The organism is Streptomyces sp. NPDC002785 (assembly GCF_040295565.1).
GTDB lineage: Bacteria > Actinomycetota > Actinomycetes > Streptomycetales > Streptomycetaceae > Streptomyces.
This window is the reverse complement of record NZ_JBEOVN010000048.1, coordinates 1-13,041: the sequence shown is the minus strand read 5'-3', so window position 1 is coordinate 13,041 and position 13,041 is coordinate 1. Positions and strand designations below refer to the sequence as shown.

12 protein-coding genes and 1 pseudogene are annotated in these 13,041 nt (G+C 69.9%); 5 read left to right on the top strand and 8 right to left on the bottom strand.

Features of this window, described 5'->3' with window-relative positions; all coding sequences use genetic code 11:
* The first annotated feature begins 8 nt into the window (after positions 1-8).
* Positions 9-1,529 (top strand): glycoside hydrolase family 3 protein, encoded by a 1,521-nt coding sequence (locus ABTZ94_RS14530; protein WP_351200971.1) that lies wholly within the window; start codon positions 9-11, stop codon positions 1,527-1,529.
* 301 nt (positions 1,530-1,830) lie between these two features.
* Here ABTZ94_RS14530 and nagB read toward each other — a convergent pair whose 3' ends face one another.
* Positions 1,831-2,616, bottom strand: coding sequence for a glucosamine-6-phosphate deaminase (gene nagB / locus ABTZ94_RS14525; protein ID WP_351200969.1), 786 nt, complete (start codon positions 2,614-2,616; stop codon positions 1,831-1,833).
* A 196-nt stretch (positions 2,617-2,812) separates the two neighbouring features.
* On the opposite strand from nagB, the gene ABTZ94_RS14520 reads away from it, so the two are divergent.
* Together ABTZ94_RS14520 and ABTZ94_RS14515 are read left to right on the top strand one after the other, a co-directional pair.
* Entirely contained in the window at positions 2,813-3,883 is a 1,071-nt protein-coding gene (locus tag ABTZ94_RS14520; RefSeq protein ID WP_351200967.1) for an SIS domain-containing protein, read from the top strand.
* Positions 3,884-4,259: 376 nt separating this feature from the next.
* Complete coding sequence (locus ABTZ94_RS14515; protein WP_351201023.1) at positions 4,260-5,726, top strand: histidine kinase N-terminal domain-containing protein; 1,467 nt, start codon at positions 4,260-4,262, stop codon at positions 5,724-5,726.
* 174 nt (positions 5,727-5,900) lie between these two features.
* Here the strand turns inward: ABTZ94_RS14515 and ABTZ94_RS14510 are convergent, their stop codons facing one another.
* Both ABTZ94_RS14510 and ABTZ94_RS14505 read right to left on the bottom strand, forming a co-directional pair.
* Positions 5,901-6,158 carry a WhiB family transcriptional regulator gene (locus ABTZ94_RS14510; RefSeq protein ID WP_003953983.1) on the bottom strand — a complete coding sequence of 86 codons (258 nt, stop codon included), beginning with the start codon at positions 6,156-6,158 and terminating at the stop codon, positions 5,901-5,903.
* A gap of 318 nt (positions 6,159-6,476) precedes the next feature.
* The gene (locus ABTZ94_RS14505; RefSeq protein ID WP_351200964.1) at positions 6,477-7,445 is read right to left on the bottom strand and encodes a diacylglycerol/lipid kinase family protein; all 969 of its coding nucleotides are present in this window, start codon (positions 7,443-7,445) and stop codon (positions 6,477-6,479) included.
* Positions 7,446-7,685: 240 nt separating this feature from the next.
* Between ABTZ94_RS14505 and ABTZ94_RS14500 the strand changes: the two genes are divergently transcribed.
* Entirely contained in the window at positions 7,686-8,063 is a 378-nt protein-coding gene (locus ABTZ94_RS14500) for a hypothetical protein (RefSeq protein WP_351201021.1), read from the top strand.
* Positions 8,064-8,221: 158 nt separating this feature from the next.
* On the opposite strand, the gene ABTZ94_RS14495 is transcribed toward ABTZ94_RS14500, so the two are convergent.
* The 3 genes from ABTZ94_RS14495 to ABTZ94_RS14485 form a co-directional block, all read right to left on the bottom strand.
* Positions 8,222-9,175 (bottom strand): RNA polymerase sigma factor SigF, encoded by a 954-nt coding sequence (locus ABTZ94_RS14495; protein ID WP_502967244.1) that lies wholly within the window; start codon positions 9,173-9,175, stop codon positions 8,222-8,224.
* Complete coding sequence (locus ABTZ94_RS14490) at positions 9,172-9,585, bottom strand: ATP-binding protein (RefSeq protein WP_351200961.1); 414 nt, start codon at positions 9,583-9,585, stop codon at positions 9,172-9,174. Before ABTZ94_RS14490 ends, ABTZ94_RS14495 begins: the two co-directional genes overlap by 4 nt.
* Before the next feature lie 286 nt (positions 9,586-9,871).
* A complete protein-coding gene (locus ABTZ94_RS14485; RefSeq protein WP_351200959.1) occupies positions 9,872-10,132 on the bottom strand; it encodes a UBP-type zinc finger domain-containing protein in 261 nt (86 codons plus the stop codon).
* Between the two features lie 35 nt (positions 10,133-10,167).
* Here ABTZ94_RS14485 and ABTZ94_RS14480 point away from each other — a divergent pair, with 35 nt between their 5' ends.
* A complete protein-coding gene (locus ABTZ94_RS14480; RefSeq protein ID WP_351200957.1) occupies positions 10,168-11,772 on the top strand; it encodes a Na+/H+ antiporter in 1,605 nt (534 codons plus the stop codon).
* A gap of 8 nt (positions 11,773-11,780) precedes the next feature.
* On the opposite strand, the gene ABTZ94_RS14475 is transcribed toward ABTZ94_RS14480, so the two are convergent.
* Together ABTZ94_RS14475 and ABTZ94_RS14470 are read right to left on the bottom strand one after the other, a co-directional pair.
* Positions 11,781-12,674 (bottom strand): 1-aminocyclopropane-1-carboxylate deaminase/D-cysteine desulfhydrase, encoded by an 894-nt coding sequence (locus tag ABTZ94_RS14475; RefSeq protein WP_351200955.1) that lies wholly within the window; start codon positions 12,672-12,674, stop codon positions 11,781-11,783.
* A gap of 52 nt (positions 12,675-12,726) precedes the next feature.
* Positions 12,727-12,921, bottom strand: a pseudogene (locus ABTZ94_RS14470) (N-acetylmuramoyl-L-alanine amidase); the annotation flags it as partial.
* Between the last annotated feature and the right edge of the window lie 120 nt (positions 12,922-13,041).

Here is a 13,041-nt window from a genome sequence, read left to right as displayed (position 1 = left end):
GCACCTCCATGACCACTCTGATATCCACCACGGACACCATCACCCGCGACGCACTCGCCGTCCTGCAGCCCGGATTCACCGGCACCACCGCCCCGGACTGGGTGCTGCGCCGAGTCGACGAAGGCCTCGCCTCCGTCGCCCTGTTCGGCCGCAACATCCGGACGGCCGAGCAAGTCGCCGCACTCACCGCCCAGCTCAGGGCCGAGCGCGACGACATCCTCGTCGCGATCGACGAGGAGGGCGGTGACGTCACCCGCCTCGAGGTGCGTACCGGCTCCTCCTTCCCGGGCAACCTCGCGCTCGGCCACGTCGACGACGTGGCGCTGACCCGTGAGGTCGCCCGGGAACTGGGTCGCCGGCTCGCCGAGTGCGGCGTCAACCTCAACTGGGCGCCGTCCGCGGACGTCAACTCCAACCCGGACAACCCGATCATCGGCGTACGGTCCTTCGGCGCCGACACCGAGCTCGCGGCCCGGCACACCGCCGCGTACATCGAGGGCCTCCAGGCCGCCGGAGTCGCCGCCTGCACCAAGCACTTCCCCGGGCACGGCGACACCGCGATCGACTCGCACCACGCGATGCCGCGCATCGACGTGGACCTGGAAACGCTGCACGCCCGTGAACTGGTGCCCTTCAGGGCCGCCATCGCAGCGGGTTCCAAGTGCGTGATGAGCGCGCACATCCTGCTGCCCGCCCTCGACCCGGACCACCCCGCGACCGTGAGCCCGCAGATCCTCACCGGTCTGCTGCGCGAGGAGCTGGGGTACGACGGCCTGATCGTCACCGACGCCGTGGAGATGCAGGCCATCGCCGGGACGTACGGCATCGAGCGCGGCTCCGTCCTCGCGATCGCCGCGGGGGCCGACGCCCTGTGTGTCGGAGGCGGTCTGGAGGACGACGGCACGGTGCAGCGGCTGCGCGACGCGCTGGTCGCGGCGGTGCGCAGCGGTGAACTCGCCGAGGAGCGGCTCGCGGACGCGGCCGCACGGGTACGTGCCCTCGCGTTCTGGACGCAGGGGGCCGGTGCGGCGGCGCGGGAGGGGACCGCGCCCGGCACCGGAATCGGTTCCGACATCGGCCTGGTCGCCGCCCGCCGCGCGGCGAAGGTGACCGGCTCCGCCGAGCCGCTGACCGACCCCGCCTACGTTGCCGCGTTCACCTCCGCGTCGAACATCGCGGTCGGCGACGAGACTCCGTGGGGCGTCGCCGCGGAGCTGGGCCGGCTGGTGCCGGGCACGGAGACCGACACGTACAGCAGCGAGACCGAGGCACCCGTCGCCGCGGTGCTGCGGGATGCGGGTGAGCGGCGCATCGTCGTGGTCGTCCGCGACGTGCACCGCCATGCCTGGATGGCCGAGGCCCTCGACGCCCTGGTGGCGGAGCGCCCCGACACGGTCGTGGTCGAAATGGGCGTCCCGCAGGCAGCCCTCAGGGGCGCCCTGCACATCGCCACCCACGGCGCGGCCCGCGTCTGCGGCCTGGCGGCCGCGGAGATCATCGCCAGGGGTACGGACCGCCCCCAGGCCTGAAAGCAGGCGTGATGCGGCACGAGGCCCGCATCACGCCTGCCCGGGCCCCGGCCGGCAACGCCCGTCCGGATGAACGGGCGTTGCCTGCGGTACGGACCGATTCAGGCCTGTACGGACCAAGTCAAGCCCGCCCGGCGTTTGAGGACACCCCGTCCACGCGGCCGCTCCTGCCCACGGTGCGAGGGCCGAACCAAGCTTGTCCGGCGTTTGAGGGCAAGCTCGGCCGCAGGACGCGTAACGGCACACGAGAGGGCCGGGGCGCCCACCACGGGTGCCCCGGCCCTCTCGTGTGCCGTTACGTCTAAAGCCCCTGCCACAGCGGCTTCGCCGCATACGTGGCGCGGAAGTAGTCCGCCAGCTTCAACTTCGACGCGGCGGCCTCGTCCACCACCACCGTCGCATGCGGATGCAACTGCAGCGCCGACGCGGGCACGATCGAGGCCACCGGCCCCTCCACCGTCTGCGCCACGGCATCCGCCTTGCCCTCGCCGGTGGCGAGCAGGATCGGGTGGCGGGACTCCAGGATGGTGCCGATGCCCTGGGTGATCACATGGTGCGGCACCTGCGTGATGTCGTTGTCGAAGAAGCGCGCGTTGTCGACCCGGGTCTGCTCGGTGAGCGTTTTGATCCGGGTACGGGAGGCGAGCGAGGAGCACGGCTCGTTGAAGCCGATGTGTCCGTCGGTGCCGATGCCGAGGAGCTGCAGGTCCACTCCGCCGGCCTCGGCGAGCGCCCTGTCGTACGCCTGGCACGCGGCCAGGACGTCCTCGGCGGAGCCGTCGGGGCCCATGAAGGACGCCTCGGACAGGCCGAGCGGTTCGACGACCTCGCGCAGCACCACGGAGCGGTAGGACTCGGGGTGGCCCGCCGGCAGGCCGACGTACTCGTCGAGCTGGCAGATGCGGGCGCGGGACGCGTCCACGGCACCGGAGCGGACCTTGGCCGCCAGCGCCTGGTAGATGGGCAGCGGGGTAGAGCCGGTGGCAACGCCGAGAAGGGCGTCGGGCTTGCGGCTCAGCAGGGCGCCGATGGCCTCCGCGATGAGTTCGCCGCCTGCCTTGGCGTCCGGGACGATGACAACTTCCACGCGTGGCCTGCCGATCTGAAGAGTTGAATTATGTGGTATAGACCAATCGAGGTCCAATCTAGCAGAATCCGGTAACGCGGACACGACGTTCGTACCCGTCCCGCCCGCGGTCCGCTGGCGGGTGTCCGGTTCGCCGTGGTCGACTGGGTCCAACGGCGTTCCTGACGCACCGGGACACCCCTGGGAGGCACTCGACATGTCCGCCACGTTTTCGGCCGGGGAGGGCGAGCAGCCTGGCCGGATCATGTCCGGCGAGGTGGCCGAACAGCCCGGAGTCCTGCGGCGCATCCTCGGCCAGGGAGCCCCCGGGATCCGTGAGGTGGCCGCCGGGATCGCGGCGAAGAACCCGCGCTTCGTCCTTCTCGCCGCCCGCGGTACGTCGGACAACGCGGCGCTCTACGCCAAGTACCTGCTGGAGATCCAGCTCGGGCTGCCCTGCGGTCTGGCGTCGATGTCGACCACCACGGCGTACGGCGCCAAGCCGGACCTGAGGGACGTCCTCGTCATCACCGTCAGCCAGTCCGGCGGCTCACCCGATCTGGTGGCCTCCACCAGGGCGGCCCGAGAGGCCGGCGCGATCACTCTGGCCGTCACCAACAATCCGGACTCGCCGCTCGCCGCCGTCTCCGAGTACCACATCGACATCCTGGCGGGCCCGGAGAAAGCCCTCCCGGCCACCAAGACGTACACCGCCTCCCTGCTGTCCCTCTACCTCTTCGTGGAGGGCCTGCGCGGTGGGGACGCCACCGCCGCCGCGATCCTGCCGGAGCTGGCCGAGGTGATCCTGGCCCGCAGGGACGAGGTCAAGACCCTGGCTTCGCGCTACCGCTTTGCCGAGCGCATGGTCATCACCTCGCGCGGCTACGGCTACCCCACGGCCAAGGAAGCCGCCCTGAAGCTGATGGAGACCAGCTACATCCCGGCTCTCTCCTACTCCGGCGCCGATCTGCTGCACGGCCCGCTCGCCATGGTCGACAACATCTCCCCGGTGATCGCCGTCGTCACCGACGGCCGGGGCGGCCAGGCCCTCCAGCCGGTTCTGGACCGGCTGCGAGGCCGCGGCGCGGACTTGTTCGTGGTCGGTCCCAAGGCCCAGGTGGAGGCGGCGTCCGCGGGCTTCGTACTCCCGACGGCCGGGGTCGCCGAAGAGGTCCAGCCGATCCTGGAGATCCTGCCGCTGCAGATGCTGGCCTACGAGGTGACGATCGCCCGCGGTCAGGACCCGGACGCGCCGCGCGCGCTGGCCAAGGTCACCGAGACCCGTTGATCACGGGGTGGGGCACGGGCGGGGTCCGCAGAAGCACCCGCGGGCCGCGGCGCCGGGACGGGACCCTCGGCCCATCCGGCACCGCAGCCCGGAGTAAGACCGACCACCGTGGACGGTCTGCTCGGCCGGCGGTGTGCGGTGCCCCCGGCCGGGGAGAGGTGCCTGCGCGGTCAGGGCAGAGAGCGCGGGTACCTCGCTCCGCTCTCCTGTGCGGGGAGAGCGGAAGCTCTGTCTTGAGCATTGTGGACTAGACCATTCGCTGTGTCCATCCGTCGGAGCACCGCAATTTTCCGGGCCCTTCCCCTTGCACGTACGGCCGCGTCGTTCGGTTCGGAACCATGGCCCGTCCGCGGGTACGCTCGCACACGTGCCCTCCATGAACGACCTCGTCCGCCAGCACACAGCCCTCAGTGACACCGACCTGGAGTGGCTGCATCTGCTGGTCTCGGAGTGGCAGCTGCTCTCCGATCTCTCCTTCGCCGACCTCGTGCTGTGGGTTCCCACCCGCGACGGCACCCGCTATGTGTCCGTGGCCCAGATGCGGCCCAACACCGGCCCCACCTCCTACCAGGACGACATGGTCGGCCACTTGGTGCCGCGCGGCCGCCGCCCGCTGCTCGACGCGGCGCTGGACGAGGGCCGGATCGTGCGCGAGGGCGACCCGGAGTGGCGTGAGGAGGTGCCGGTACGGGTCGAGTCGATCCCCGTACGCCGTGAGGGCCGGGTCCTCGGAGTCATCGCCCGGAACACCAACCTCCTGACCGTCCGTACGCCGTCCCGGCTGGAGCTCACCTACCTCCAGTCGGCCTCCGACCTGGCCCAGATGATCGCCGCCGGGGCCTTCCCGTTCCCTGGCCAGCAGGTCGACATGGACGCGTCGCCGCGCGTCGGCGACGGGCTGATCAGGCTCGACGCCGACGGAGTCGTCCAGTACGCCAGCCCCAACGGCCTCTCCGCGTACCACCGCCTCGGCCTCGCCTCCGACCTGGTCGGCCAGCACCTGGGCGGGATCACCGCCGAACTCGCCCCTTCCCGCGGCCCGGTTGACGAGGCCCTGGTCAAACTCGCCAGCGGTTACGCACCCCGTGAGTTCGAGGTCGAGTGCGCGGGCGGGGTGATCCAGCTCCGGGCTATCCCGCTCAAGCCCAAGGGGGTCAGGATCGGCTCCCTGGTCCTCCTCCGGGACGTCACCGAACTGCGTCGTCGTGAGCGGGAGTTGATCACCAAGGATGCCACCATCCGGGAGATCCACCACCGGGTGAAGAACAACCTCCAGACCGTCGCGGCGCTGTTGCGGCTCCAGGCCCGGCGGATGGACTCCGCGCAGGGCCGCGAAGCGCTCAACGAGGCGGTACGGCGCGTCGGCTCGATTGCCATCGTTCATGAGACGCTGTCCCAGAATCTGGACGAGCGGGTGGAGTTCGACGAGATCGCCGACCGGGTCATCGCGATGGTTGCCGAGATCTCCCCGGGCAAGGTGACCTGTCGCCGTACGGGACGCTTCGGCATTCTCGACGCCGAAGTGGCCACACCGCTGGCGATGGTGCTCACCGAAGTCCTGCAGAACGCCCTGGAGCACGCCTTCACCCTCGCCGAGTCCGGCACGGTGGAGGTATCGGCGGTACGCGGCGGTTCCTCCGCCGGGACGCGGCTGCTGATCACGGTCCGGGACGACGGCTGCGGACTGCCCGAGGGTTTCGACCCGCAGCGCGCCGGCAATCTGGGGCTGCAGATCGTGAGGACGCTGGTGGAAGGCGAGTTGAGCGGCAGCTTCGCCATGGTTCCTGCCCCCGAGCGCGGCACCCAGGTCGTCCTCGACATCCCGGTCCGCGCCGGGAAGTAGCCCCGGCGGCCGGCAAGGCGCGAACACAGCAGTGAGCCCGGACCGTTGATCACGGTCCGGGCTCACTGTTCATGCATGCGCTTCGGGGGTACTGCGCGCTGCGACTCGGGGGGCGGGGTTGTGCGTACGCTCTGTACGCGCCGCCTGGCTGAGGCTCGTAGCGGTGGCGTCGGATCAGGCGCTGGCGTTACGCGCCCGGTTGCGAGCTGCACGGCGCTTCATCGCGCGGCGCTCGTCCTCGCTGAGGCCACCCCAGACGCCGGAGTCCTGGCCGGACTCGAGCGCCCACTGCAGGCACTGCTCCATGACGGGGCAGCGACGGCAGACGGCCTTGGCTTCCTCGATCTGCAGCAGCGCAGGACCGGTGTTGCCGATGGGGAAGAACAGCTCGGGGTCTTCCTCACGACAAACGGCGTTGTGACGCCAGTCCATGGCTGCTACCTCTCCTTGGTATTACATACGGTGCTTGTGAATGTGAACGCTTTCACGAATCCCCCCACAGGTGATGGGCCGACGCCCAGATGAACTGGTTGTGGTCCTGTGAATTGAGGAGGGGTTCTGGCTCTCAGTGGAGGCCGTTGTTGCGGGCCGTCCCGATCGCCATGTAGAGATTCGCAAACCTCAGCGGCGGATACAACCCCTTCTGGAAAGTTTTTTTTGATTCCTCGGTGTCGACTAGGTCACAGCCGTACTTCTATGGGGTGGAGCCCAGCCCAAACGTTCGAGTTAAAGGACTTTGGTCCCTTCCACTCACACAATCACACGCAGTGCACGGCGTACGCCTGTGAACGTCACACTGGTACGCACTCCCAGATGGTCGCCATCCATCTGGAAGGGCAGTGGCGCCTTTGAATGCAAGGTGAAGTCCGTGAGGTCATGAAGTGAAACGGCGTGCTTGCCGGACGGGCCCTTCTCCGGGCTCGAAGTGAGCAGCTGGGTGCCGTAGCGGGCGACCGCCGGGGTGGAGAGCCGCTTCAGCCCGAGCACGTCCAGGCCGGTGTCGAAGGTGGCCTTCGGGGACGCGTACAGGGGGCGATTCCCCAGGTAGCTCCAAGGTGCGGTGTTGGAGATTATGGACAGCGCGAGGTCGGTGACCGGTTCCTGTCCCGGTGTCTCCAGTGTCATCGTCCCGTGCCGCCGGTGCGGCTCCTCCAGGAATTGCCGGACCACCTGGCGTACGTACAGCGCATGCGTCGAGCGCCTGCCGCGTTCGCGTTGCTGTTCGACCCGGCCGACCACGCCCGCGTCGAATCCGAGCCCGGCGCAGAAGGTGAACCAGCGCTCCGGGACCGACTCGTCCGCGGTACCGGGAGTGCCGGCCGCCAGTCCGAGACCGACCGTGCGTTCGGTGCGGTGGGCGAGCGCGTCCAGGATCGCGCCGGTCGCCTCCACCGCGTCGTTGGGAAGGCCCAGGGCGCGCGCGAAGACATTGGTGGAGCCGCCGGGAACCACTGCGAGCCTCGGCAGGTTGTCCAGGTCGGGGCCGTTGTGGAGCAATCCGTTGACGACCTCGTTGACCGTGCCGTCGCCGCCCAGGGCGACCACCAGGTCGATCTCCGAGGAGTCCGCGGCCTGCCGCCCCAGGTCCCGGGCATGGCCCCGGTACTCCGTGGTCACGGCCTCCAGCTTCATCTCGCTGGCCAGTGCGTGGATGAGTACATCGCGCGTCCGCGCACTGGTGGTGGTAGCAGCTGGATTGACCACAAGAAGTGCGCGCATGACGGCCAGACTACCTACCGAGTGGTATCCCTCTGAAGTCCTGCCCCATGACCTTCACGCTCGGTGACGACCCGGGCGCGGTCGGACGGGGCGGCCGTCCGCTCCCGTACCGTTCTCGACCCCGACTTCGCTTTCGCAGGGCCGGGATGTCAACCTGCAAGGGTGAGTACTCAGCAGAACACGCCCTCCTCGTCGCCTTCGCCGTCGGTCGAACCGGCGAAGCCGAGCAGGATCACTCTCGTGGCCGGACTCACCGCCCTGGAAGGGGTGGCGCTCGTCGGCGGCGGGATCTACATGCTGGTGATGGGGCTGCTCGGGCGCCCCGAGAGCCCGCAGCAGGCGGAGATGGGCGGCCTCACGCTGATCGCGCTCGGCCTGATCCCGCTGTTCGCCGCGCGTGGTCTGCTGCGGCGGCGCAGCTGGAGCAGGGGCCCCGCGCTCATCACGCAGATCATCGCGCTTCCGGTGGTCTGGACGCTGCTGAGGTCCCACGGCGCACTGATCCCGGCCGGGATCGTCCTCGCCGCGGTGGTTCTGACAGCGCTCTACCAGCTGGTCAGGCCGACGACGGTCGAGGCACTCGGCATTCGCCGACCCGGCACCACGCCGGACGCCTGAACCTAACGCCCGGAGTCCCGGTTTCCGGGTGAGGCGGCCTTCGGATGCCGTCAACCCTCCGGCGCAGGTGCTGCACGTACGAGCCGACTGCCGGGCGCAGCTGCCCCGCTCGTGGGCACGGCCGTTTTCCGCCGCCCCACGCCCATCGGCCCTTTGCGCTACTCCTCGACGAGCAGCCGCTCGCGCAGCTGCGCCAGCGTGCGGGCCAGCAGCCGCGAGACGTGCATCTGTGAGATGCCGACCTCCTGCGCGATCTGCGACTGGGTCATGTTGCCGAAGAAGCGCAGCAGCAGAATCCGCTTCTCGCGCGGTGGCAGGTCCTCCAGCAGCGGCTTGAGCGACTCCCGGTACTCGACGCCCTCCAGCGCCTCGTCCTCCGAGCCCAGCGTGTCCGCGACCGCAGGGGACTCGTCGTCCGTGTCCGGCACGTCCAGCGAGAGTGTGCTGTACGCGTTGGCCGATTCCAGGCCCTCCAGGACCTCTTCCTCGGAGATGCCCAGCCGCTCCGCCAGCTCGTGCACCGTCGGCGAGCGGCCGTGCTGCTGAGACAGTTCGGCGGTGGCCGTGGTGAGCGAGAGCCGCAGCTCCTGGAGCCGACGCGGTACCCGGACCGCCCAGCCCTTGTCGCGGAAGTGGCGCTTGATCTCGCCGACGACCGTGGGGGTCGCGTACGTCGAGAACTCGACACCGCGGTCCGGGTCGAACCGGTCCACCGACTTGATCAGGCCGATCGTGGCGACCTGGGTCAGATCGTCCAGCGGCTCGCCGCGGTTGCGGAACCGGCGGGCCAGATGCTCCACGAGCGGCAGATGCATCCGCACCAGCTGATTGCGCAGCTCCGCCTTCTCGGCCGATCCGTCGGGAAGCCGGCGCAGTTCGATGAACAGCGCCCGCGCTGCGCTGCGGTCGTGTGGATCGTGGTGCCCGTGCTCGCTCATCTGGCCTGCCCGCTCCGCCTGCGACTGCTCCACCGCGACCGTACGGCCCGCAGGCCCGTCCGCCCCGTCCACCGGATGGGGCAGGGCCTGTTGTTCCGGGATGCCTGCTGCGCGCACCACCCCTGGTCGGATCGTCTCGTCTCGCACAGGACCGTCCCCGTTCCCGTTGCTCACGCCGGCCCGGGTCCCGCGCCGCGCTGTTTGTAGAGGCTGATGCTGACAGTACGGTCGTCGGCGACCGAGGAGTCGACCTTTCCGGCCAGTGCGGAGAGCACTGTCCAGGCGAAGGTGTCTCGCTCCGGCGCCCGGCCGTCCGTCGTCGGGGCCGACACCGTCACCTCGAGAGAATCCTCGATGAGCCGGAATACGCAGCTGAGGACGGAGCCCGGCACGGCCTGCTGAAGCAGGATCGCGCAGGCCTCGTCGACCGCGATGCGAAGATCCTCGATCTCGTCGAGAGTGAAGTCCAAGCGCGCTGCGAGACCGGCCGTTGCCGTACGCAGCACCGACAGGTAGGCACCCTCAGCGGGCAGCCGGACCTCTACGAAGTCCTGATTCCCGGGCTCGCCTGCGATGTGGGACACCCTCACCTCCAAGGTGGCACAAACTCTTCCGAGGATCCGGGAAGGGTGCCCCGGAGCCATGCGGTACGTCGTCGGTTCTGGTCCGGTGACGCTATCGCGATCCATGATGCCGTGTCGCCGGACCCCCGGAGCCTGCCCGGCGGATCATGGCCGAGGTCGCACCTGATCCGCCGGGCAGGCCCCACCCATGACTGTCACTCATGGTAAGCCCATGAGTGCACACGGTGGGTAGAGGTCTGCGGTGGTCAATTACGAACAACCGGCGCCGGTTTGACGTACCCAGGCGTCAGACGATCGAACCGTCCTCGAAGCACCAGCGCCAGCTTTCGCCCGATTCGAAGCTCCGCATCACCGGATGACCTGTCTCCTTGAAGTGCGCGGTGGCGTGCTGCAGCGGCGACGAATCGCAGCAGCCGACATGGCCGCAGAGCAGACAGAGCCGTAGCTGCACCGGGTGGGTGCCGGCTTCGAGGCATCCGAGGCAGGTCCCGCTGAGCGGCGCCGGCTCGGGGCGCGGCAGTTCGGACACGTGCGGGCAATCACTCATGATTGTCAGGTTACGACGGATGCGAGGACCGTGAAATGGACGCATTGCCGCTGGTGGCATTGGTCGCGGCCAGTGCGGCCGTGGCGGGGGCCGCCCGTCGCACCCCTGTGCCGGCCCCCCTGCTGCTGGTCACGGCGGGGCTGATCGCCTCGTATCTGCCCGGGGTGCCGACGTACACCCTGGACGCGCACATCGTGCTGCCGCTGCTGCTGCCGCCATTGCTCTATACGGCGGCCGTCGACAGCTCGTATCTCGATCTGCGGGCCAATCTCCGGCCGGTCGCGCTGCTCTCCGTCGGTTACGTCCTGTTCGCGACCGTCGCGGTCGGCTGGCTGGCGTACCGCCTCGTGCCCGGCCTGCCACTCACTGCCGCGCTGGTGCTCGGCGCGGTCGTCGCTCCGCCGGACGCCGTCACGGCCGCCGCGATCGCCCGCCGGGTCGGGCTGCCCGGCCGGATCACGACGATCCTGCAGGGCGAGTCCCTGGTGAACGACGCCACGGCGATCACTGCCTACAAGGTGGCGCTCGCCGCCGCCGTCGGCGAGGGCATGAGCTGGGGCGCCGGGATCGGCGAATTCTTCCTTGCCGCGGTCGGCGGCGTCGTGGTCGGCCTGGCGCTGATGGTGCCGCTGCACTGGCTCCGTACGCACCTCAAGGAAGCCCTGCTGCAGAACACGCTGTCGCTGCTGATCCCCTTCGTGGCGTACGCGGCGGCAGAACGCGTGCACGCCTCCGGAGTGCTCGCCGTGGTCGTCGTCGCGCTCTATCTGGGCCACCGGTCCTGGCAGGTCGACTTCGCTACCCGGCTCCAGGAGGCGGCCGTCTGGAAGATGGTCGCGTTCATCCTGGAGTCCGCGGTCTTCGCGCTGATCGGGCTCCAGCTGCCCTTCGTGCTGAAGGGGCTCGGTACGTACGCAGTGACAGATGCCCTCTGGTACGCGGTGGCCGTGTTCCTCGCAGTCGTCGTGGTCCGCTTCATCTGGGTCTACCCGGCGACGTATCTTCCCAGGGGGCTGTCGAAACGGATCAGGGAGCGCGAGCCCGAGACCAACTGGACGGCGCCGCTGATCGTCGGCTGGGCCGGGATGCGCGGGGTCGTCTCGCTCGCCATCGCCTTCTCCATCCCGATGGTCACGACCGGCGGGCAGGCCTTCCCGGCCCGCAATCTGGTGCTGTTCCTGACTTTCACCACCGTCATCGGCACCCTCGTCATCCAGGGGCTCAGCCTGCCGCTGCTCGTACGCGTCCTGAAGCTTCCGGGGCGCGATGTGACGGCGGAGACCCTGGCCGAGGCGCAGGCGCAGAGCGAGGCGTCCACGGCCGCCGAGGCGCGCCTGGAGGAGCTGCTCACCGACCGGCGCAACTGTCTGCCCGGACCGCTCACCGACCGGCTGCGAACCGTCCTGGAGCGCCGCCGCAACGCCGTGTGGGAGCGGCTGGGTGCGGCCAATCCGGTGACCGGGGAATCGGCGGACGACACATACCGCCGCCTGGCCAGGGAAATGATCGACGCCGAGCGCGAGGTCTTCGTACGGCTGCGCGACGAGCGGCAGATCGACGACGAGATGCTCCGAGCGCTGCTCAGACGGCTCGACCTGGAGGAGGCGGCGGCCTACCGGGAGGAGTCCCGGGCGCCCTGAGGGGGTGCCTACGGCCGGCCTGTGACGACGGCCGCGACCGTGGTTCCCGCGGGGAACGCCCCCTCCTCGGCCAGCGCGGTGAGCGCGTACAGCAGCTTGGCGACATAGAGCCGCTCCACGGGCATCCCGTGCCGCTGCTCGAAGTCGTCCGCGAACGCGTGCAGCTGTGGGGTCGTACGGGCGTAGCCGCCGAAGTGGAAGCGCTCGTCCAGGGACCACGACCCGGCAGGCCCGCCGAACGCCTCCTGTTGCAGTTCCCGTACCGCGTCGCCGAGGAAGCCGCCGCGCAGCACCGGGATGCCGAGGGCGCGCTGCCCCGGGGCGAGGCCGGCGGCCAGTCCGGCGAGGGTGCCGCCGGTGCCGCAGGCAACCGCGACCACATCCACCCTGCCGCGCAGCTCGCGCCCCAGCTCCGTACAGCCCTGTGCGGCCAGGGCGTTGCTACCGCCCTCCGGGATGACACAGCACTCCCCGAAGGCGCTCAGCAGCCCCGCCAGGACCTCTGGATCGGCCTTCGCGCGGTACGTCGCACGGTCCACGAAATGCAGGGTCATCCCGTCGGCGGCGCACCGGGCGAGCGAGGGGTTGAGGGGACGGTCGGCCAGTTCGTCACCGCGTACGACCCCGATGGTGGGGAAGCCGAACAGCCGCCCGGCGGCGGCGGTGGCCCGCAGATGGTTGGAGTACGCGCCGCCGAAGGTCAGCACGGTGCGCCCGGCGGCAGCCCGCAGGTTGAGGGAGAGCTTGCGCCATTTGTTGCCGGGCAGATCGGGGTGGATCAGATCGTCGCGCTTGAGCAGCAGCCGTACGCCGTGGCGCGCGAAGCGTTCGTCCTCGGCTGGTTGCAGGGGTGAGGGAAGCCGCGGCTGCAGCCGTGAGAGGTCGAGTGCTTCGGAGGGCATGCCGCAATTGTCGCCGTGCTGCGCCGTGCCGGGCCGGGCCGGGTACGGGTCGCTTCAGGCGGTCGTGGTTCCGGTCCCACGTGGAGTCCATCGAGAAGCCGTGGGGATCGATCTTGCCGGGCTGCCACTCCTTGTGGCCGTTCACCGAGCGGGACGTCCAGCCGTGGTGACGGCAGACCGCGACGGCCTTCTCGATCGCTTCGAGCCGGGCGGCGGGTAAGGGGTTCTCGCCGTTGCCGAGGCTCTCGTCTCTCGCACTCGAAGCCTTGGACCGACCGGCACAGGGGGCGCCCCCTGTGCGGGGGGGGGTGGTGCCGGGGGGACGGCAATTGGGGGGGCGGTGGGGCCCCCACAGAGGGAGCGCACA

Coding starts and splice junctions, on each gene's coding strand:
- ABTZ94_RS14530 (WP_351200971.1), top strand. CDS start 9: ATGACCACTCTGATATCCACCACGGACACCATCACCCGCGACGCACTC.
- ABTZ94_RS14520 (WP_351200967.1), top strand. CDS start 2,813: ATGTCCGCCACGTTTTCGGCCGGGGAGGGCGAGCAGCCTGGCCGGATC.
- ABTZ94_RS14515 (WP_351201023.1), top strand. CDS start 4,260: ATGAACGACCTCGTCCGCCAGCACACAGCCCTCAGTGACACCGACCTG.
- ABTZ94_RS14510 (WP_003953983.1), bottom strand. CDS start 6,158: ATGGACTGGCGTCACAACGCCGTTTGTCGTGAGGAAGACCCCGAGCTG.
- ABTZ94_RS14505 (WP_351200964.1), bottom strand. CDS start 7,445: ATGCGCGCACTTCTTGTGGTCAATCCAGCTGCTACCACCACCAGTGCG.
- ABTZ94_RS14485 (WP_351200959.1), bottom strand. CDS start 10,132: ATGAGTGATTGCCCGCACGTGTCCGAACTGCCGCGCCCCGAGCCGGCG.
- ABTZ94_RS14480 (WP_351200957.1), top strand. CDS start 10,168: ATGGACGCATTGCCGCTGGTGGCATTGGTCGCGGCCAGTGCGGCCGTG.
- ABTZ94_RS14475 (WP_351200955.1), bottom strand. CDS start 12,674: ATGCCCTCCGAAGCACTCGACCTCTCACGGCTGCAGCCGCGGCTTCCC.